General features: G+C 47.8%; 15 protein-coding genes. 12 read left to right on the top strand and 3 right to left on the bottom strand.

What is annotated here, in order from left to right; genetic code table 11:
* Positions 1-230: 230 nt before the first annotated feature.
* Complete coding sequence (gene ubiG, locus ACLBLI_RS09190) at positions 231-935, bottom strand: bifunctional 2-polyprenyl-6-hydroxyphenol methylase/3-demethylubiquinol 3-O-methyltransferase UbiG (RefSeq protein ID WP_414830782.1); 705 nt, start codon at positions 933-935, stop codon at positions 231-233.
* Between the two features lie 305 nt (positions 936-1,240).
* On the opposite strand from ubiG, the gene gyrA reads away from it, so the two are divergent.
* The 10 genes from gyrA to pyrF all read left to right on the top strand — a co-directional run bounded on the left by gyrA (position 1,241) and on the right by pyrF (position 14,193).
* Positions 1,241-3,931 carry a DNA topoisomerase (ATP-hydrolyzing) subunit A gene (gyrA, locus tag ACLBLI_RS09195; protein ID WP_414830783.1) on the top strand — a complete coding sequence of 897 codons (2,691 nt, stop codon included), beginning with the start codon at positions 1,241-1,243 and terminating at the stop codon, positions 3,929-3,931.
* A gap of 106 nt (positions 3,932-4,037) precedes the next feature.
* Positions 4,038-5,123 carry a 3-phosphoserine/phosphohydroxythreonine transaminase gene (gene serC, locus ACLBLI_RS09200; protein ID WP_414830784.1) on the top strand — a complete coding sequence of 362 codons (1,086 nt, stop codon included), beginning with the start codon at positions 4,038-4,040 and terminating at the stop codon, positions 5,121-5,123.
* A 2-nt stretch (positions 5,124-5,125) separates the two neighbouring features.
* Positions 5,126-6,406 (top strand): 3-phosphoshikimate 1-carboxyvinyltransferase, encoded by a 1,281-nt coding sequence (aroA, locus tag ACLBLI_RS09205; protein ID WP_414830946.1) that lies wholly within the window; start codon positions 5,126-5,128, stop codon positions 6,404-6,406.
* Between the two features lie 127 nt (positions 6,407-6,533).
* Positions 6,534-7,217: a (d)CMP kinase gene (gene cmk / locus ACLBLI_RS09210; RefSeq protein WP_414830785.1), complete on the top strand. Its 684-nt coding sequence runs from the start codon at positions 6,534-6,536 to the stop codon at positions 7,215-7,217.
* A 101-nt stretch (positions 7,218-7,318) separates the two neighbouring features.
* Complete coding sequence (gene rpsA / locus ACLBLI_RS09215; RefSeq protein ID WP_414830786.1) at positions 7,319-8,989, top strand: 30S ribosomal protein S1; 1,671 nt, start codon at positions 7,319-7,321, stop codon at positions 8,987-8,989.
* 76 nt (positions 8,990-9,065) lie between these two features.
* Positions 9,066-9,353: an integration host factor subunit beta gene (gene ihfB, locus ACLBLI_RS09220; protein ID WP_218312219.1), complete on the top strand. Its 288-nt coding sequence runs from the start codon at positions 9,066-9,068 to the stop codon at positions 9,351-9,353.
* A 262-nt stretch (positions 9,354-9,615) separates the two neighbouring features.
* Positions 9,616-11,964 carry a PilZ domain-containing protein gene (locus ACLBLI_RS09225; protein ID WP_414830787.1) on the top strand — a complete coding sequence of 783 codons (2,349 nt, stop codon included), beginning with the start codon at positions 9,616-9,618 and terminating at the stop codon, positions 11,962-11,964.
* A 95-nt stretch (positions 11,965-12,059) separates the two neighbouring features.
* A complete protein-coding gene (locus ACLBLI_RS09230; protein ID WP_414830788.1) occupies positions 12,060-12,317 on the top strand; it encodes a LapA family protein in 258 nt (85 codons plus the stop codon).
* A gap of 1 nt (position 12,318) precedes the next feature.
* Positions 12,319-13,488, top strand: a complete 1,170-nt coding sequence (gene lapB / locus ACLBLI_RS09235) for a lipopolysaccharide assembly protein LapB (RefSeq protein WP_414830789.1) — start codon at positions 12,319-12,321, stop codon at positions 13,486-13,488.
* A gap of 3 nt (positions 13,489-13,491) precedes the next feature.
* Positions 13,492-14,193 (top strand): orotidine-5'-phosphate decarboxylase, encoded by a 702-nt coding sequence (pyrF, locus tag ACLBLI_RS09240; RefSeq protein WP_414830790.1) that lies wholly within the window; start codon positions 13,492-13,494, stop codon positions 14,191-14,193.
* An 88-nt stretch (positions 14,194-14,281) separates the two neighbouring features.
* Here the strand turns inward: pyrF and ACLBLI_RS09245 are convergent, their stop codons facing one another.
* Positions 14,282-14,647, bottom strand: a complete 366-nt coding sequence (locus ACLBLI_RS09245) for a TonB family protein (RefSeq protein ID WP_414830791.1) — start codon at positions 14,645-14,647, stop codon at positions 14,282-14,284.
* 155 nt (positions 14,648-14,802) lie between these two features.
* Positions 14,803-15,930: an alanine dehydrogenase gene (gene ald, locus ACLBLI_RS09250; RefSeq protein WP_414830792.1), complete on the bottom strand. Its 1,128-nt coding sequence runs from the start codon at positions 15,928-15,930 to the stop codon at positions 14,803-14,805.
* A 136-nt stretch (positions 15,931-16,066) separates the two neighbouring features.
* On the opposite strand from ald, the gene lrp reads away from it, so the two are divergent.
* Together lrp and ACLBLI_RS09260 are read left to right on the top strand one after the other, a co-directional pair.
* Entirely contained in the window at positions 16,067-16,552 is a 486-nt protein-coding gene (gene lrp, locus ACLBLI_RS09255; protein ID WP_414830793.1) for a leucine-responsive transcriptional regulator Lrp, read from the top strand.
* A gap of 153 nt (positions 16,553-16,705) precedes the next feature.
* Positions 16,706-19,156: a DNA translocase FtsK gene (locus ACLBLI_RS09260; RefSeq protein WP_414830794.1), complete on the top strand. Its 2,451-nt coding sequence runs from the start codon at positions 16,706-16,708 to the stop codon at positions 19,154-19,156.
* Positions 19,157-19,160: the final 4 nt, after the last annotated feature.

A 19,160-nucleotide genomic window follows, 5' to 3' on the forward strand; every position in this document is an offset into this window, starting at 1 on the left:
TATTAATGCAACCCAATATCTGGTGGTTATTCCAGCAGTCAGACACAAGTGGTTTTCAGGTTAGTAGTGACTCACCTAAAAGCGTTGAACAAGCGTTAATTATCACAATTGCAAGCATTTTACTGATCATATTTTTTCATTAAAACAAATTATTCCTAAATCGTTTTTTTTATAAAAACACGATATATAGTGATTTGAATAAAATGTAGGCACTACATCTAGTATTTGACCTATTGGTCAGCCACTGTATGTAGTAGGTAGTTCACGTCTACGTTGCGATCTGAGAGGTAAAAAGACTGCGTGAGGGGATCCATGTGTAAACCAGTAATATGTCGATTGAACAGCGCGGCATGGTCGGTCATTGCCATCAACTCGGAGGGTTTGATAAACCGCCCGTGCTGGTGTGTTCCTTTTGGAACCAGATTTAAGACGTATTCTGCACCGATTATGCCAAACAGATAGGATTTTACATTTCGATTTAAGGTAGAGAAAAAGACATGGCCGCCCGGTTTAACCAGTTTTGCACAGGCTGCAACCACTGAGGCGGGTTCAGGCACATGTTCAAGCATTTCCATACAGGTAACAACGTCAAATTTACCGGCGTTGGCTTGTGCAAATTCTTCGGCGGTAATCTTTTTGTAATCGACAGAGATGCCGGATTCCAGGCCATGAAGTTTCGCCACTTCTAACGATGGCTCCGCCATGTCGATACCCGTAACCTTGGCTCCGGCTCTGGCCATACTTTCAGCCAGAATGCCGCCACCGCAGCCAACATCCACCACAGTCTTTTCAAACAAGCCCTCAGCGTGTTGCTGAATAAAGTCGAGCCTTAACGGATTAATTGCGTGCAGTGGTTTAAATTCCCCTTCCGGGTCCCACCAGCGGGACGCCAGTTCACCAAATTTATCAATTTCCTGTTGATCAACATTCGCCATATTAGAATCCGTGAATAATTAGCAGACACAAGGTCAGTGGTATGAGATACCCGGCTAACATAGCGTAATTTTGACAATAATGGGATTGAAAAAGTGACGTGGCTTGACCGGTTGAATGAAAAATAGTCGGTTAGTAATCTCAGTCTGATTAAGCGATCATTCAGCGCTACATTATTTGACTAACCGGTGGTACACTCGGTATGAATTATCACCCCCATAATAAAATGTGCGTCGGGTATCAGAGGGGAAGCTCAGATGACCTGCCGACAGCACAAATGAACCGATAACAAGGGACTAAGCAGTTTATGACTGATAACGCTAAAGAAATCCTCCCCGTAAATATTGAGGAGGAGTTGAAGAACTCCTACCTTGATTACGCGATGAGCGTTATTGTTGGGCGTGCATTGCCCGATGTAAGAGATGGCCTGAAGCCGGTACACCGCCGCGTGCTTTTTGCCATGAACGAACTTAAGAACGACTTTAACAAACCGTACAAGAAATCTGCCCGTGTGGTAGGTGACGTAATCGGTAAGTATCACCCTCACGGTGACTCTGCGGTTTATGACACCATCGTTCGAATGGCGCAGCCATTTTCATTGCGTTACATGCTGGTCGATGGCCAGGGTAACTTCGGCTCTGTCGACGGTGACTCTGCCGCCGCAATGCGTTACACCGAAGTGCGAATGGCAAAAATTGCCCATGAGCTGCTTGCTGACCTGGATAAAGAAACGGTTGATTTTGTACCTAACTATGATGGTACAGAGTTTATCCCGGAAGTACTGCCTACCAAAGTGCCTAACCTGCTGGTAAATGGTTCATCAGGTATTGCCGTTGGCATGGCGACAAACATTCCGCCGCATAACCTGACTGAGGTCATCAATGGCTGTATTGCTCTGATTGAAGATCCAGCAATCACCATCGAAGATTTGATGACCCACATTCCTGGGCCTGATTTCCCGACAGCGGCGATGATCAGTGGCCGTAAAGGTATTGAAGATGCGTACCGCACAGGGCGAGGCAAAATCTATCTGCGTGCGAAAGCAGAAATAGAGACGGAAGATAATGGTAAAGAGACCATCATCGTTAATGAAATTCCGTATCAGGTTAACAAAGCCCGACTGATTGAAAAGATTGCTGAGCTGGTTAAAGAAAAACGCATAGAAGGTATTTCTGCGCTTCGTGATGAATCCGACAAAGAAGGTATGCGGATCGTTATTGAAGTGAAGCGCTCTGAATCAGCTGAAGTCCTGCTTAACCATCTGTATGCCAATACGCAACTGCAAACGGTATTCGGTATTAACATGGTGGCGCTGGACAATGGCCAGCCAAAAGTCTTCAACCTCAAAGAAACGCTTGAATGCTTTATTCTTCACCGCCGGGAAGTGGTGACACGCCGCACAGTCTTTGAATTGCGAAAAGCGCGCGATCGCGCTCACATTCTTGAAGGTCTGGCGATTGCGCTGGCTAACATCGACCCGATCATTGAAGTGATTAAGGCGTCACAAAGTCCGGCAGACGCGAAGAAATCTTTGGTTGGTCAGGGCTGGGATCTGGGTGATGTCTCTGAGATGTTGGAGCGTGCCGGTAACGACGCGGCTCGCCCCGATTGGCTGATGCCAGAGTTCGGTATTCGTGACGGCAAATATTTCCTGACAGAACAACAGGCTCAGGCAATACTGGATCTGCGTCTGCATAAGCTGACCGGTCTTGAGCATGAAAAAATACTTGATGAATACAAGACACTGTTAGAGCAAATCGCTGAGTTGCTGCATATTCTGAACAGCCCAGAGCGGCTGATGGAAGTGATCAGAGAAGAACTTGAGCTGATACGAGACGAATTTGGTGACGTGCGTCGTACCGAAATTACCGCAGCCAGCCACGATATTGATATTGAAGATCTTATCGAGCAGGAAGATGTGGTTGTGACGCTGTCACGTGAAGGCTATGTGAAATACCAGAAGTTGTCTGATTACGAAGCACAACGTCGCGGTGGCAAAGGTAAATCGGCCACGAAAATGAAGGACGAAGATATCATCGAGCGACTGTTGGTTGCCAACACGCACGATCATATACTCTGTTTCTCAACTCGTGGTCGTTTATACTGGTTGAAGGTGTATCAATTGCCGTTTGCCAGCCGTAACGCGCGTGGACGCCCTATTGTGAATATTCTGCCACTTGAACAGGATGAGCGGATCACTGCCATCCTGCCTATTAAGGAATTCGAAGAAGGTAAATTCGTCTTAATGGCCACAGCAAATGGTGTGGTTAAGAAGACAGATTTGAGCCTGTATTCGCGTCCTCGCTCAAGCGGTATTATTGCGGTGAACCTCAATGACGGTGATGAGTTGATTGGTGTCGCGATTACCCATGGTGACGACGACATTATGTTGTTCTCTGACGCGGGTAAAGTGGTTCGCTTCAATGAGAAGCTGCGTGACTCAGAAACTGGCGCGGTGAAACTGGATCCGGAAACCGGTGAAGAAATGATGGCGCTGCGTCCGATGGGTCGTACCGCAACCGGTGTTCGTGGTATTAAACTGCAGGACGACCAGAAAGTCGTATCACTCATCGTCCCTCGCGGCGATGGTGCGATTCTGACCACCACGGTGAACGGATTTGGTAAGCGTACTCCGCTTGACGACTATCCGGCGAAGAGCCGTGCTACGCAAGGTGTTGTTTCAATTAAAGTTTCCGAGAGAAACGGCAAAGTTGTCGGGGCTGTTCAGGTTGATGACAATAATGAGATAATGCTGATCAGTGATATGGGGACGCTGGTGCGGACCCGTGTATCTGAAGTCTCGGTGGTTGGACGAAATACACAAGGTGTTCGCTTGATCCGTACGGGTGCAAATGAACATGTTGTAGGCCTTCAGCGCATTGAAGAAGTTGAAGACGTTCTGGACGAAGCACTATTAGAAGACGGTGAAGAAAACACCGCAGTGGCTGAATCTGCTGACACCGATAACGGTGATGATAAGCCAGCGACAGAAGAGTAGGGCATGAGTAAGCCGGGATAGCGTAGGCTACCTCGGCGTCATGCAGGTTCTTTAGTAACAAGCGGCAGATGCCGCTTGTTGTGTTTACAGGTGTTGAATAAGCGCAATGAAAAACGTGTTTAATTTTAGTGCAGGCCCTGCCATGTTGCCCTATGAGGTCATGGCACAGGCAAAAGAAGAGTTTCTGAACTGGCGGGATTCCGGCTGCTCTGTAATGGAAGTCAGTCATCGTGGAAAAGATTTTATTGACGTCGCGGCGCAGGCCGAACGGGATCTTCGTGATTTGCTGAATGTTCCTGATAACTACCACGTGTTGTTCACCCACGGTGGTGGACGCGGGCAGTTTGCGGCAGTGCCGCTGAATTTGTCTTCCCAGGACCAGAGCAGTTTACATCTGGTCAGCGGCTCCTGGTCTGAAGGCGCAGTCAGTGAAGCGCAAAAGTACAATAAGCCTGTGGTTGTTGGCAACGTCAGCGAAAAAGACGGCAAGCAGTTTGTTGAAAAGCCTGCTTTTGATGCGTCCTGGTCAGAGGCCGCGTATTACCATTTCTGCCCCAATGAAACCGTAGATGGTATTGAGTTTACCTGGTTGCCAGAGGCCGGTGATGTACCTTTGGTTGCGGACATGTCTTCTACGATATTGTCGCGTCCACTAAATGTGTCAGATTATGGTGTTATCTACGCCGGCGCACAGAAAAACATTGGACCTTCCGGACTCTCGGTAGTGATCGTCAGAGAAGATCTCGTTGGTAACGCGCGTCAGGAAACGCCTTCTATTTTTGATTACAGCCTGCTGGCGGGTTCAGACTCAATGTACAATACCCCTCCGACATTTTCCTGGTATCTTGCTGGTCTGGTGTTTAAATGGTTAAAAGCACAGGGCGGGCTGGAAGTCATCGATAAACGTAATGATGAAAAAGCCACACTGCTTTATACCGAAATCGATAATTCTGATTTTTATCAGTCTCAGGTACATCCTGCCAACCGCTCCAGAATGAATGTCCCTTTTCAGCTGGCCCAGCCTGATCTTGACAGTGTATTTCTTAAAAAAGCCGAAGAGGCCGGGCTTATGGCCCTCAAAGGACACCGCTCGGTAGGCGGTATGCGTGCAAGTATTTACAACGCAATGCCAGTTGAAGGTGTCGTCGCACTGGTTGAGTTCATGCAGGAATTTGAGAGGACACACGGATGACGGTGGCACAACTTACTCTTGACCCAATTAGCGCTGTCTCAGGAGAGGTCAATGTACCTGGGTCCAAAAGCTTGTCGAATCGCGCATTATTATTAGCGGCACTGGCAGAAGGCACCACAGTTCTGACCAATTTGTTAGACAGTGATGACATTCGGCATATGCTTACTGCGCTAACTGCACTGGGCGTTGACTATTCTTTAAGCGATAATAATACCCGTTGTGAAGTAAAAGGGCTTGGTGGTCGCTTTGAACAACCAGAAGCGCTGGAATTATTTTTAGGCAATGCCGGCACAGCGATGCGTCCACTTTGCGCTGCACTCGCCGCAAGTCAGGTAAATGTTACGCTCACAGGCGAACCGCGCATGGAAGAGCGTCCTATTGGCGACTTGGTAGAAACGTTACGCCAGGCAGGCGCCGATATTACCTATTTGAAAAACGAAGGTTATCCACCGTTGAAAATTGCCGGGCGTTCACTTACGGGCGGCACTGTCGAGGTAGATGGGAGTGTATCGAGCCAGTTTTTGACCGCCGTACTGATGGCGGCCCCGTTGTTTGAGGGAGACCTTACAGTCAACATTAAAGGTGAACTGGTTTCCAAACCATATATTGATATTACCCTGGATACCATGGAAAAATTTGGTGTATCTGTGGTGAATAATGCCTACCGTTCATTTGTCATCTCTGCCGGGCAAAAATACCGTTCACCTGGTCGTTTTATGGTGGAAGGGGATGCGTCGTCAGCGTCCTATTTTCTTGCCGCCGGCGCAATCAAAGGTGGCACTGTGAAAGTAACCGGCATTGGTAAAAAAAGCATCCAGGGCGATGTGCGTTTTGCCGATGTACTCGAAGCCATGGGGGCCACGGTTCACTGGGAAGATGAATCGGTGAGTGTGACAGGAGCGCCTCTTAAAGGCGTGGATATGGATATGAACCATATCCCCGACGCGGCTATGACCATCGCCACAACAGCGCTGTTTGCCGAAGGGCCTACCAGTATTCGCAATATCTACAACTGGCGTGTTAAAGAAACGGATCGCCTGCACGCCATGGCTACGGAATTGAAAAAGCTAGGGGCAAGCGTCGAGGAAGGTAACGACTATATTACAGTCTGGCCCACTGACACCCTCAGACACGTGGATATCGATACTTATAATGACCACCGTATTGCGATGTGCTTCTCCTTAGTAGCATTAGGCGATACGCCCGTCACTATTAACGATCCTGGCTGCACTGCGAAAACCTTTCCGGATTATTTTGAACGCTTCAAAACCCTCTGCCATTGAGGGACTGAAAGTCACAATTCATACAACGGGTAAATGCTGTAGTTCCGGCTGCAGCATTGCCAATCATTTCTGAACGCGTATAATTGCGCGCGATTTTTTAACCTTTTTATAAAATTCTGGAGCAGGTATGCATCCATCACCCGTCGTCACGGTTGACGGTCCGAGTGGCGCTGGTAAAGGTACATTAAGTAGCTTACTGGCCTCAAAGTTAGGTTGGCACTTTCTGGATAGCGGTGCGATTTATCGCGTGCTGGCGGTTGCAACACTTCATCATGATTTGCCTTGTGATGATGAAGAGTCAATCGTTCCTCTTGCCACTGGCCTGGACGTCAGCTTTGAAACAGAGGGAGAGGGCACCCGCATTATCCTCGAAGGTGAGGACGTCACCGACGATATCCGTACTGAACAAGTCGGCGCTGTGGCATCTAAAGTTGCCGCGCTTCCCCGCGTACGTGAAGCGTTATTGCGTCGTCAGCGCGCATTTCAACACGAGCCAGGCCTGGTTGCAGATGGTCGCGATATGGGCACAGTCGTGTTCCCTGGTGCGGTGGTGAAAATTTTCCTTACAGCCAGCGCCCAGGCAAGGGCTGAACGTCGTTATGCCCAGTTGAAAGAGAAGGGCATGGATGTTAATATTGCGCGCCTTTTAACCGATATCCAGGCGAGAGACGAGCGCGACACACAGCGCGCAGTGGCTCCACTGGTCCCGGCAGAAGATGCTGTAATTATTGATTCGACAGACCTGGATATCAACCAAGTCTTTGAAAAAGCAATGGGTATTATTAATTCTCGTCTTAGTGACGTGAGATAAAACCATCGCCAATGCTGCAACAGGACGTAGCGGCTTTTATTAATAACCCCACGGTAACCGGACTGTAGCGTGGATTAAACTTAAACTGAATTTTAAACCTTATGACTGAAAATTTTGCACAACTTTTTGAAGAAAGCCTACAGGAACTAGAAACTCGCCCTGGTTCAATTGTTAAAGGTACCGTAGTTTCTATCGACAAAGACATCGTTCTTGTTGACGCAGGCCTGAAATCAGAAAGTGCTATCCCAGCTGACCAATTCAAAAACGCTGAAGGCGAACTAGAAATCGCTATTGGTGACGAAGTAGACGTAGCCCTTGATGCAGTAGAAGACGGCTTCGGTGAAACTATCCTGTCTCGCGAAAAAGCGAAGCGTCACGAAGCGTGGGTTGAGCTGGAAAAAGCTTACGATGATAAAGCCACCATTAAAGGTGTTATCAACGGTAAAGTGAAAGGCGGTTTCACTGTTGAAGTTAACAGTGTACGCGCGTTCCTGCCAGGTTCTCTGGTTGACGTACGTCCAGTACGCGACACTACTCACCTGGAAGGCAAAGAGCTTGAATTTAAAGTTATCAAGCTTGACGCGAAGCGCAACAACGTTGTGGTTTCTCGTCGTGCTGTTATTGAAGCAGAAAACAGTGCAGAGCGTGAGCAACTTCTGGCGAACCTGGAAGAAGGCCACGAGATTAAAGGTATCGTTAAGAACCTGACTGACTACGGTGCGTTCGTAGACCTAGGCGGCGTTGACGGTCTTCTGCACATCACTGACATGGCTTGGAAGCGCGTTAAGCACCCAAGTGAAATCGTAAATGTTGGTGACGAAATCAATGTTAAAGTGCTGAAGTTCGACAAAGAGAAGCAACGTGTTTCTCTTGGTATGAAGCAGATGGGCAACGATCCATGGCAAGAAATTGCGCAGCGTTACCCAGAAGGTACTAAGATCACAGGTCAGGTAACTAATCTGACTGACTACGGCTGCTTCGTTGAAATCGAAGATGGCGTTGAAGGTCTGGTACACGTTTCAGAAATGGATTGGACTAACAAAAACATCCACCCGTCTAAGGTTGTTAACCTGGGTGATACTGTTGAAGTTATGGTTCTTGAAATTGACGAAGAGCGTCGTCGTATTTCCCTGGGTCTTAAGCAGTGTATTGCTAACCCTTGGGAAGAGTTCGCTAAGTCACACGAAAAAGGTGACAAAGTGTCTGGTAAGATCAAGTCAATCACTGACTTTGGTATCTTCATCGGCCTTGACGGCGGCATCGACGGTCTGGTTCACCTTTCTGACATCAGCTGGAACAAGTCTGGTGAAGACGCGGTTCGCGACTATAAGAAAGGCGACGAAATCTCTGCTGTTGTACTGCAAGTCGACCCAGAGCGTGAGCGCATCTCTCTTGGCGTGAAGCAAATTGAAGAAGATCCTTTCAATAAGTATCTGACAGAGAACAAGAAAGGTGCTATCGTTACAGGTACAGTTACTGCAGTTGACGCGAAAGGCGTTACTGTTAACCTGGCGGAAGAAGTTGACGGCTACATCCGTGTTGCAGACTTGTCTGTTGACCGTGTAGAAGATGCTTCTGAAGAAGCTAGCGTCGGTGACAGCATCGAAGCGAAATTCATGGGCGTGGATCGTAAGAACCGCACTGTGAACTTGTCTGTTAAAGCGAAAGACCAGGCAGATGAGAAAGAAGCTATCGATAAAGTTAACCAGCAAGACGACGGTGGTTTTGCTAACGCGATGGCTGAAGCATTCAAAGCTGCTAAAGGCGAGTAATGTTTTAGAGGAGGTATGAGTTCATGCCTCCTTTCCGCAGTAGCTGTATGGATTAATTTGTGACAATGAGGTTTGCATGACCAAGTCAGAACTAATTGAGCAGCTCGCGGATCAGGCGCGGCACATTCCCGCAAAGGAACTCGAGCTTGCAATCAAGGAAATCCTTGAGCAGATGGCACAAACCCTCCAGAAGGGTGAGCGTATCGAGATCAGGGGTTTTGGTAGTTTCTCATTGCATTACCGTGCCCCCCGTGTAGGGAGAAATCCTAAAACGGGTGAAACAGTGAAGCTGGACGGAAAATACGTTCCTCACTTCAAGCCGGGCAAGGAATTACGGGAACGCGTGAACGCGTCAATACAGTAATAGAAAAGGTCGCATATCGCGGCCTTTTTTGTTGTCTGTATCTTCTTTTTTAGCTTGTTACTAATATTGAGTAATATCAAGCAGGGCAATGCCTTTTTACTCCAGCCTCAACGCGTTTAGCTTACTCTTCTCGTCATACGTCGCGAAAAGCAAACAATTCATCTAATTCATAAATTACTTTGTTCAAAAAATAATTAGTTGCAATTCACTTTATGAGCCCTTTATAGTAAGGCTGGTGATGACATAATTATGCTAGACAAAAATGTCAGTGGGCGAAGAAGAACAAATCATAAAGCAGTATCAGCCACTCATACGCGCATTAATTCCATACGAACAAGATAATCGACTTCTTGAAGGGCTTAATAAGTTTTCGAAGCGATTACCCAGTAGCGTAAGAAGGGTAATAAAAGAAGAAGTAATCAGACTCACATCTCTGACGGATGCTCCTGCCGATAATTCAGCATTTGCGCAATTCCCCGTAATGAAATTTAAGCACTTTGGCGTGCAAATGCGTCTGGACAAAGTTGGCGCCAAAATTCTTAAAGACGAAACCTCTTTGTATCAGAATCGTTATACGGTTGGTGTATTTGAGTCGGTGATGAATTCCGATGTGTACCAAGCCCAGATTAAAAAAGAACAATATAAAAAGATTGTCGATGCATTTGCAGTTGAAACTCAGTCATTAAGCGACATTGATTTTGGTGATGATATTGCGCTCTCACCAAATTTCCCTGTGTCTTCTCTGGAGTTCGAAAAGGGCAGGCATTGTAATGTCAGTTCCCTTGCCTTTGACACTATGGCCGTCGAAACAAAACGTCCGCCAAACAGTAAAACCGGCGATGAAGTGACTTTTACGTTTCCGGATGTGATGGGGCTACATCTTCCCGAACAGGAGGTGAAGTTTGTTCTCGACTCTGTCAGGTTCAACAAGCACTCAGGTAAGTATGAGTCTAATTTCAGGCTTCATGATGATGTCGACCCTTATGTTTATGAAGCGATAAAGAAATACATTCAGGCAACCGCTTATCACCAACCACTTAAGCGCGACCTTGAAATCGAAAGGGCGATGCAGGACCTGGAGCGAGACAGGATCCTGGAGAGCAGCCCCTGGGTTCCCATTTTTGTTTCAGTAACCAAGCGTGAAATCACTCCTGTCATCGCGCTACTTACCAAATCGAATATCAAACACAGCAATGCCTTTTCTCTACTTAAAAAGCTCTCTGGGCAGGCACTCTTCAGCCATCTCGGCCGGGAAGTGAGTAAGTACGGTGAAGCGTTTGTTTTCCATGGCAGTATAAAGACAAAGCGAGGTGTCGTTGAGGTAGCTATGACGCATCGTCAGTTGATAGAAATTGATCAACTAAGCGCTTACGTTTACCTGCTATCCAAGTCGGGTGACTTGTCCTGTACACATTGTCGCATTGAGGATATTTCTGAGGAGGATAAAAGAAGGAGCTTTGCTATCCATGATATCGATCCGAAACAGTTTACCGCATTAGCGACATTAAACCGGGTGATATTTTGTCGGGATGTGACAGATAAAATCAGTAAACTGACCCTTGGGACGCGTTGTGACTTTAAACCTATTCCAAAACCATTTCTGGTTACTGACGCTTGTTGGCGTATCGACTACGTTATGGAAGAAGACTTGGATAGGCGATCTGAAACACGTTATGTGGTGGATAAACCTGCCAGTATTAAAACGGGCCTGCTCTCCAGTGCTGAAGCCAAGGTTAATGATTTATCATCGAAAGGACTGCAACTCACTATCAGTGATAAGTCGCAGGCGCTGGGGGATGAAGTCAGAGTGACGGTTCCCGATCTGAAAATAAAAAATGAACGTTATCGAGTAGTACATTTTGACCCAGAAACTGGCGTGTTGCGTCTTTGTCTGCTGGATTTGGCGAAGTCCAGTAAAACAGGGGCCAGTGTGGATGCGATGGTAGAAGATAATTCTGCGTTTTATAAGATGCGTGATGTCGCGAGACTTCAGCGGGCAACGCACCGGTTCATCTGGGAGTTGGCCATTCGTCATATGCCGTCACTTTCCGTGTTGTGTGTGCTTAACCGCCATCTGTTAGGCCGGCTTAAAACCGTCTATCAGGGCGACACCTGTGATGATATCTATCCGTTTTCTCAAGCGAAAAATGTCACGCCGCTACATGGATTCTTTGCCGATAGAAATGCTACCAAGCCGAAATCTAAGATGCTGGAAACGTTATTTCATGGCAAATGTCAGTCTACCACCGTGGTACATTGTGTACGTAAATCAGATAGCAAGCTGGTTTTTATCAAAAATGACGACTTTCTGTATGGCAGTATGCGTCAGCAAATTGCCCAAAAACTGCAGGACCAGAAGATCCAGCTATGTGTCACAGATATTTGCTGCATCCGTTCGCAGAGCCATTCTACTCCACTTACCCGAAAGCGCCTTGCCCAGCTTTCGAAAGTCGATAAGGCTGCCTATGATCAACTGTCCAAGATGCAGGAAGGTTATACACACGTGATTTATCTGACAAATCTCTCCATGTTGCAAAACGACCTCGTGTCGGCCAGGCTACGTCCGGTTCCGCCTACCGACGACGTGGTGACCGAGTCAGGGGCAGCCTGAACTTATCTTTGCGGCGCGAATCAGCACATTACGATGTTATGTTTCTCCGCAATTTGCTATGCTCTTCAAATTATTGAGTAACAAGGGCTTTGGCGTTGAAAGGGATCCTCTTCATCATTGTGGTTTTGGTACTGCTGTCACTGGCATTTGCGATCGGTTCGCAAAATGATGCACTGATATCTGTAAATTATTTAATTGCCCGCGCAGAAATCAGAGTGTCGACACTTATTGCAGCAACGCTGTCAGTGGGGGTTATTATTGGTGTTCTGATAATGATGGCAAGCTGGCTGAGTTTGAGGGTAAAACTGATCGCCTCGCGCAGTAAATTACGCAAGTTAAATAAAGACCACTAATATGCTTGAATTGTTGTTTCTTCTCCTGCCGGTCGCTGCAGGGTATGGCTGGATAATGGGCCGCAACAGCGTTCGCCAGGCACAGCGTAAACAATCAAGTATACTTTCCAGACACTATTATAAAGGCCTCAACTTCCTTCTTTCTGATCAGCCCGACAAAGCGGTTGATACGCTTATAAAGATGATAAACCTTAATACAGATACAGTTGAAACCCATATTGCCATGGGCAACTTTTTCCGTCATCGTGGGGAAATTGATCGAGCTATCAGGGTGCACCAAAACCTGGTAAGCCGTGAAGAAATCCAGCCAAGTCAGCGTGAGAATGCATTAAAAGAGCTGGGTAAGGACTATACACAGGCCGGGTTTCTCGAACGTGCTGAAAATGCCTTTCTTCAACTATTGAACAGTGAGAAACATTACCTCGTTGCGCAACAGCAATTATTCAGTATTTATCAGACCACAAAAGAGTGGGGGCGTGCCATCGAGTTGGCCGAACGGATGGTAGATTGTCATGGTGATAATGACGACGTTAGCGAACGGTTAGCACATTTTTATTGCGAGCAGGCACAGCAGGAGCTCAAAGCGGGGGAGCAGGGCAAAGCGCTGTCGTTATTGCAAAAGGCAGTGAATGCCGACGAGCACGCCGTTCGTCCCTGGTTGATGCTCGGTGAAATTGCGCTGGAGCAGGATCGGTTTAAGGATGCCTCTTCGTATCTTTTGCAGGTAGCAGAGCGAGATATCAGTTGGTTTAGCGAAGCTGTACCGTTGTTGGAATCCATTGCCCGAAAAACCGGTAACTGGGGAGAGTTCGCAGAAAACCTCGAAGCACACTGGCAGCAGTGCGCAACCTCCTATCTGGCGATGGTGGATGTGTTACTGGCACAGGGTGAACAAAACAAAGCCGCAGAGTATCTGCTTGAACAATTGCGAAATCGCCCTACAATGCGCGGTTTTAAAACCCTGATGGGGTTGTATATTGATCAAATTGAAGACAAAGCGTCTACGGAAAGCCTTGAGTTGCTTGAAGAGTTAGTTGAAAAGCAAATGATGCAGCGACCAAAGTATCGTTGTCAGAGCTGTGGGTTTTCAGGTAGAAAGCTGTATTGGTTATGCCCATCCTGTAAAAAATGGGGCATGGTGAAACCAATTAAAGGCCTTGATGGGGAATAAGTTATGCAAGAACCTCGCGTTATTATCGCACTGGATTACGATGACAAAGACAGCGCCCTTGCGTTTGTTGATGGGCTAGACCCTACCCAGTGTAAGTTAAAAGTGGGAAAAGAAATGTTCACACTTTTCGGTCCGGATTTTGTGAAATCACTGGTAGGCAGGGGCTTTGACGTTTTTCTTGACTTAAAATTTCATGATATCCCAAATACGGTCGCTAAAGCTTGTAAAGCCGCTGCGGAGCTTGGGGTGTGGATGGTAAATGTACACGCCTCTGGTGGTCTTCCAATGATGGAAGCTGCCAAAGCAGCTATAGCCGATAGCAGCCATCCTCAGACTAAACTTATTGCCGTCACCGTACTGACCAGTATGGATGATGCGCAGTTGGCTGATGTTGTTTCAGGAGTGACCCCTGAACAACAGGTTTTGAAACTGGCAAGGCTCACTGCTCGGGCTGGGCTTGATGGTATTGTTTGTTCTGCCAGAGAAGCGACGGCCTTGCGGGAGCACATGGCGAATGACTTTTTACTGGTAACACCGGGTATTCGACCTGCAGGAAGTGCACCTGGTGACCAGAAGCGTGTCATGACACCAGAAGATGCTGTTCGCCATGGCGTGAATTACCTTGTAATGGGCCGCCCCATTACGCAGGCAGCGTCACCTCAGCGAGTCCTGCAATCTGTCAACGACAGCCTTGCCGGACTTTAATTGTGTCGATGCGTGTGTGAGGTAATAACTGCCTCACCAGAGCAAACCGGACACATCACCTTTGAGAGTTTATTGCTTCGGTGCATTACTATCCTGAAAAGTCATACTGCGCAGTGACTTTTACCGGCACCCGAGCCTTATTTAACGGTGAAGGGGTGAACGTAGTATTTCGTAATGACTTTCTCACCACTCCGTCCCAAAGTCCTTCAGGCGTGGATTTCACAATCTCTACATCGTAGATGTCGCCTTCTGAGTCCACCAGATATCTTACGATGACGGTACCCGGTTGTCTGGGGGCGCTACCGTATGAAAACCCTGATACTTCGGGAAGCCAGTACTTTGCAATTTCATGGACTGGAATTTCGACCGGTTTTTGCGTCAGTTGTGGCGTGCCTGCGCATGCTGACAAAATCAATACACAGGCGGTAGTCGCAAACCATTTTACAGGCTTCATCCTGAATTCCTTTTCGATTGTTATAAAACAGTGCCGATGACTATCTTGTCGATGGACAAGAAACAACATTCAACGGGTGTTCGTCCATCATGCCCTTTCTGCGGGCAATAAAAAAGCCCCTTACGGGGCTTTTAGCAGTGTTTCCGTGAAGGAGCTTAACGCAACGCTTCTTCGGCAGGGATGTAGGTCAGCCCAAGCTGCTTACCAAGCGCGTCGACAACGGCCTTGTATGTGACTTTACCTTCATGAACGTTCAGGCCGGCCAGCAAGTGGCGATCATCCAACATCGCCTGTGCAGGCCCTTTATTGGCTAATGCCAGGCCAAAGGGAAGGGTGGCATTATTTAATGCCATAGTAGAAGTACGGGCTACACCACCTGGCATGTTTGCAACACAATAATGCACAACATCGTCAATAATATAGACAGGATCCTGATGCGTCGTCGCCTTGGAGGTTTCAAAACAGCCGCCCTGATCTATTGCCACATCTACCAGTACGGAACCTGGCTTCATCGCACGGATGTGCTCGCGGTTAAGTAACTTCGGTGCTGCTGCACCGGGGATAAGAACGGCGCCAACCACAAGGTCTGCTTTTGATGAATAGTGCTCAATAGCGTCAACAGTAGAATATACGGTTTTCACCTGACCATTGAAAATATCGTCTATCTGACGCAGACGCGGTAAAGAGCGATCCAAAATTGTGACGTCAGCACCCAGTCCCAAGGCCATTTTTGCTGCGTTGGTACCAACCACACCACCACCGATGACCAGGACCTTACCCGGTGCGACACCAGGAACGCCACCCAGTAGTGTGCCGCTGCCGCCATGGGCCTTTTCCAGGTAGTGCGCGCCAGCCTGAACAGCCATACGTCCGGCGACTTCACTCATTGGCGCCAGCAGAGGTAGGCCACCGCGATCATCAGTCACCGTCTCATACGCGATGCAGGTAGCGCCTGAGGCAACCAGCAACTCGGTTTGAACCGGGTCTGGTGCAAGGTGCAGGTAGGTATACAGTGTCTGGCCTTTGCTCAGTTGCTTACATTCGTTAGGCTGAGGCTCTTTCACTTTGACAATCATTTCTGCTTCGGCAAACACTTTTTCCGCCGAAGACGCTATGGAGGCACCCGCTTCGGTGTACATCTCATTTGTGAAACCGATGGCTTCACCAGCGTTGTTCTCAACCATGACCTGGTGGCCATGGCTAACAAATTCTTTAACGGCGGCAGGCGTAAGACCGATACGGTATTCGTGGTTTTTTATTTCTTTTGGTACACCGACTAGCATAGATTGCCCTCTTAAAAGTGTAGGATGGTAACCGAATAAGCTGCGCAGTATACTGAAACAAAAACCAAAGTATCTGCTGAAAGTGAGCAGAACGCAGTGTATTATTTGGCAATAATTAAAAATAACGGTTTTTTGTATGCTCGTAAAAACGCCGAAACACTTGGACCGCATCGACCGCAACATACTTACAGTGTTGCAGAAAGACGGTCGTATCTCCAATGTTGATCTGGCAAAAGAAGTTGGATTAAGTGCAAGCCCTTGCCTGGAAAGGGTTAAACGTCTGGAATCACAGGGTTACATAACGGGGTATCACGCCGTAGTAAACCCTGAGAAACTGGGCGCTGCCATGTTAGTGTTTGTAGAAATTACGCTTACCAAAACGTCCGTTGATATTTTTGCAGAATTTTCTGCTGCGGTTAAGCAACATGACGATATTCAGGAGTGTCACCTGGTTTCTGGTGATTTTGACTTTTTGCTAAAAGCACGGGTTGCTGATATGTCGAGTTATCGTCGTTTGCTCGGTGATACTTTATTACGGTTGCCGGGTGTGAGCGAGTCGCGTACCTATGTGGTAATGGAAGAGGTTAAAAGTACCACCGCACTTCGCATTAATCTGAAGTAATTTGGCATAGGCTTGCCAACACCCTTTGTGGTAGGCTTTGACAACAAAAATGAAGTAGCAGAAGCGGCGTTTCAGGTTGCATTCAGGCTGTATGAGACAGACTGGTGTATGAATTGCTTACTGCATAACTAAAAAATAGTGATTTATTTAGGTATGGCGCGACTTTCCGGAATCCAGCGTTTGTGGGAAGCAGGTATGATGATTTCCTGCGTTTTCGCATTCTTCCTGCTGCTGGCATTATATTCTTTTCATCCCGGTGACCCTGGCTGGAGTCAGGCGGGATTACAGCTGGACGTTCACAACTGGGTGGGCTCAACGGGAGCATGGGTCGCAGACCTTTTGTTTTTTACCTTCGGTTATCTGGCGTGGGCATTGCCTTTTTGTTGTGCGTTTCTGGGCTGGTTTTTATTTCAACATATCAAACAACTGAACGAATTTGATTACCTGACGATTGGTCTTCGTATTATCGGCGGTCTCTTGCTGGCACTGGGTGCAACCGGTATAGCCAGTATCAACTTCAGTGACATTTATAATTTCTCTGCCGGCGGCTTTGTGGGTGATGTTATCAGCTCCGCTTTAATCCCGTATTTTAATACTGCTGGCACCATATTATTACTCCTGTGCTTTTTCTGTACCGGTTTTACCTTACTGACAGGAATAAGCTGGCTGACCATTATAGATAGTATCGGAAGTGCGACACTTTGGACAGGAAGGAAAGCTGTGGGCATTCCTCAGCAATTAATGGGGATTGAGATGCCCCGACTGGCATTGCCTTCACGAGGGCAGGGGAGTGAAGCAGAGTCTGATATTGATATCACCAGTATGCGCGCAGAGCCTCCCTCTGAAGAGGCTAACGCTTCCAAATCGCAACCTCGTCGGGAAGAGCCCAGCTTCGGTATTCCTGATGAGGTGTTTGAAGACGACGATGAGCCGCCGTTTATCGTTGAAGATGAGAAAGCGCCTGAGAAAGAAAAATCCTCTCTGTTTTCAGGGGTAAAAGAAAAGGTGCGAGCGGCTACCGGTAGCGCTACATCAGATGCAAAGCCAGCGCCAGCTTCAAGGCCTCAGCAGGCTGCTAAGCCGGTGAAAGTACAGGAGGAAGCTCCCGATGGCCCGATGCCATCCTTTGACCTGTTGGAGCGTGCGGATAAACATGAAAACCCGATTTCTCAAGAAGAGCTGGATATGGTCTCACGGCTCGTCGAAGAGAAACTGGCAGATTTTAATATTGAAGCGACGGTGGTGGGTGTTTATCCCGGGCCGGTCATTACACGCTTTGAACTTGATCTTGCGCCAGGAGTTAAAGTTAGCAAAATCACCAGCCTTTCGAAGGACCTGGCCCGCGCAATGTCAGCCATTTCGGTCCGGGTTGTTGAGGTTATCCCGGGTAAATCCGTCATCGGTCTTGAGCTGCCTAATAAAAAACGTGAGATGGTACGCCTTAGCGAAGTGATCAGTTGTGACACATTCCAGTCTAACCCGTCGGCGCTGACCATGGTGTTGGGTTCAGATATCTCCGGCAAGCCAGTGGTGGTTGATCTGGCAAAAATGCCGCACTTGCTGGTTGCCGGTACGACCGGCTCTGGTAAGTCTGTGGGAGTTAACGTCATGATCCTGAGTTTGCTATACAAGAGCACACCTGAAGATGTCAGGATGATCATGATTGACCCGAAAATGCTTGAGCTTTCGGTATACGAAGGTATCCCGCATTTGTTGGCAGAAGTCGTCACGGACATGAAAGAGGCCGCTAACGCACTGCGCTGGTGTGTGGGCGAAATGGAGCGTCGTTACCGTTTAATGAGTGCGCTTGGTGTGCGAAACCTTAAAGGGTATAACGCCAAAGTGATGCAGGCCATTAAGGATGGTGAGCCGATTAAAGACCCATTGTGGAAATCAGAAGAAAGCATGGATCCGGAAGCACCGGATCTTGGCAAATTGCCCAGTATCGTGGTGGTAGTGGACGAATTTGCAGACATGATGATGATTGTGGGCAAAAAGGTTGAAGAGCTGATTGCCCGGATTGCACAAAAAGCCCGTGCCGCTGGTATTCACCTGGTACTGGCAACACAGCGGCCTTCTGTTGATGTTATTACCGGCCTGATAAAAGCCAATATCCCGACACGAATAGCGTTTCAGGTTTCCAGTAAGGTGGACTCGCGTACGATTCTTGACCAACAGGGCGCAGAAGCGCTACTCGGGATGGGGGATATGCTGTATTTACCACCGGGTAGCCCGGTTCCGACACGGGTTCATGGTGCATTCGTGGATGACCATGAAGTACATGCTGTCGTTGCTGACTGGAAAAAACGGGGTGAGCCTGAATATATTGATGAAATTCTCAATGGCGAGGCAACTGCTGAGGTGCTACTTCCTGGTGAGCAACCAGAAGGTGGCGATCAGGAATTAGATGCTTTTTACGATGAGGCTGTTGCCTTTGTCACCGAAAGCCGCCGTGCCAGTGTTTCCAGTGTTCAGCGGAAATTCCGTATTGGCTATAACCGGGCTGCCAGACTGGTCGAACAAATGGAAGCGAGCGGTGTCGTAAGTCCTCAGGGCCACAATGGTAACCGTGAGGTGTTGGCGCCTCCTGCTCCAAGAGATTGATATT

It is taken from the genome of Alteromonas sp. H39 (assembly GCF_047556435.1).
GTDB lineage: Bacteria > Pseudomonadota > Gammaproteobacteria > Enterobacterales > Alteromonadaceae > Alteromonas.

What these genes read in the sequence shown, in the direction of transcription:
- ACLBLI_RS09225 (WP_414830787.1), top strand. Translation starts at nt 9,616, where the DNA reads ATGTCAGTGGGCGAAGAAGAACAAATCATAAAGCAGTATCAGCCACTC.
- ihfB (WP_218312219.1), top strand. Translation starts at nt 9,066, where the DNA reads ATGACCAAGTCAGAACTAATTGAGCAGCTCGCGGATCAGGCGCGGCAC.
- lapB (WP_414830789.1), top strand. Translation starts at nt 12,319, where the DNA reads ATGCTTGAATTGTTGTTTCTTCTCCTGCCGGTCGCTGCAGGGTATGGC.
- lrp (WP_414830793.1), top strand. Translation starts at nt 16,067, where the DNA reads ATGCTCGTAAAAACGCCGAAACACTTGGACCGCATCGACCGCAACATA.
- ACLBLI_RS09245 (WP_414830791.1), bottom strand. Translation starts at nt 14,647, where the DNA reads ATGAAGCCTGTAAAATGGTTTGCGACTACCGCCTGTGTATTGATTTTG.
- ubiG (WP_414830782.1), bottom strand. Translation starts at nt 935, where the DNA reads ATGGCGAATGTTGATCAACAGGAAATTGATAAATTTGGTGAACTGGCG.
- cmk (WP_414830785.1), top strand. Translation starts at nt 6,534, where the DNA reads ATGCATCCATCACCCGTCGTCACGGTTGACGGTCCGAGTGGCGCTGGT.
- rpsA (WP_414830786.1), top strand. Translation starts at nt 7,319, where the DNA reads ATGACTGAAAATTTTGCACAACTTTTTGAAGAAAGCCTACAGGAACTA.
- ald (WP_414830792.1), bottom strand. Translation starts at nt 15,930, where the DNA reads ATGCTAGTCGGTGTACCAAAAGAAATAAAAAACCACGAATACCGTATC.
- ACLBLI_RS09260 (WP_414830794.1), top strand. Translation starts at nt 16,706, where the DNA reads ATGGCGCGACTTTCCGGAATCCAGCGTTTGTGGGAAGCAGGTATGATG.
- serC (WP_414830784.1), top strand. Translation starts at nt 4,038, where the DNA reads ATGAAAAACGTGTTTAATTTTAGTGCAGGCCCTGCCATGTTGCCCTAT.
- gyrA (WP_414830783.1), top strand. Translation starts at nt 1,241, where the DNA reads ATGACTGATAACGCTAAAGAAATCCTCCCCGTAAATATTGAGGAGGAG.
- pyrF (WP_414830790.1), top strand. Translation starts at nt 13,492, where the DNA reads ATGCAAGAACCTCGCGTTATTATCGCACTGGATTACGATGACAAAGAC.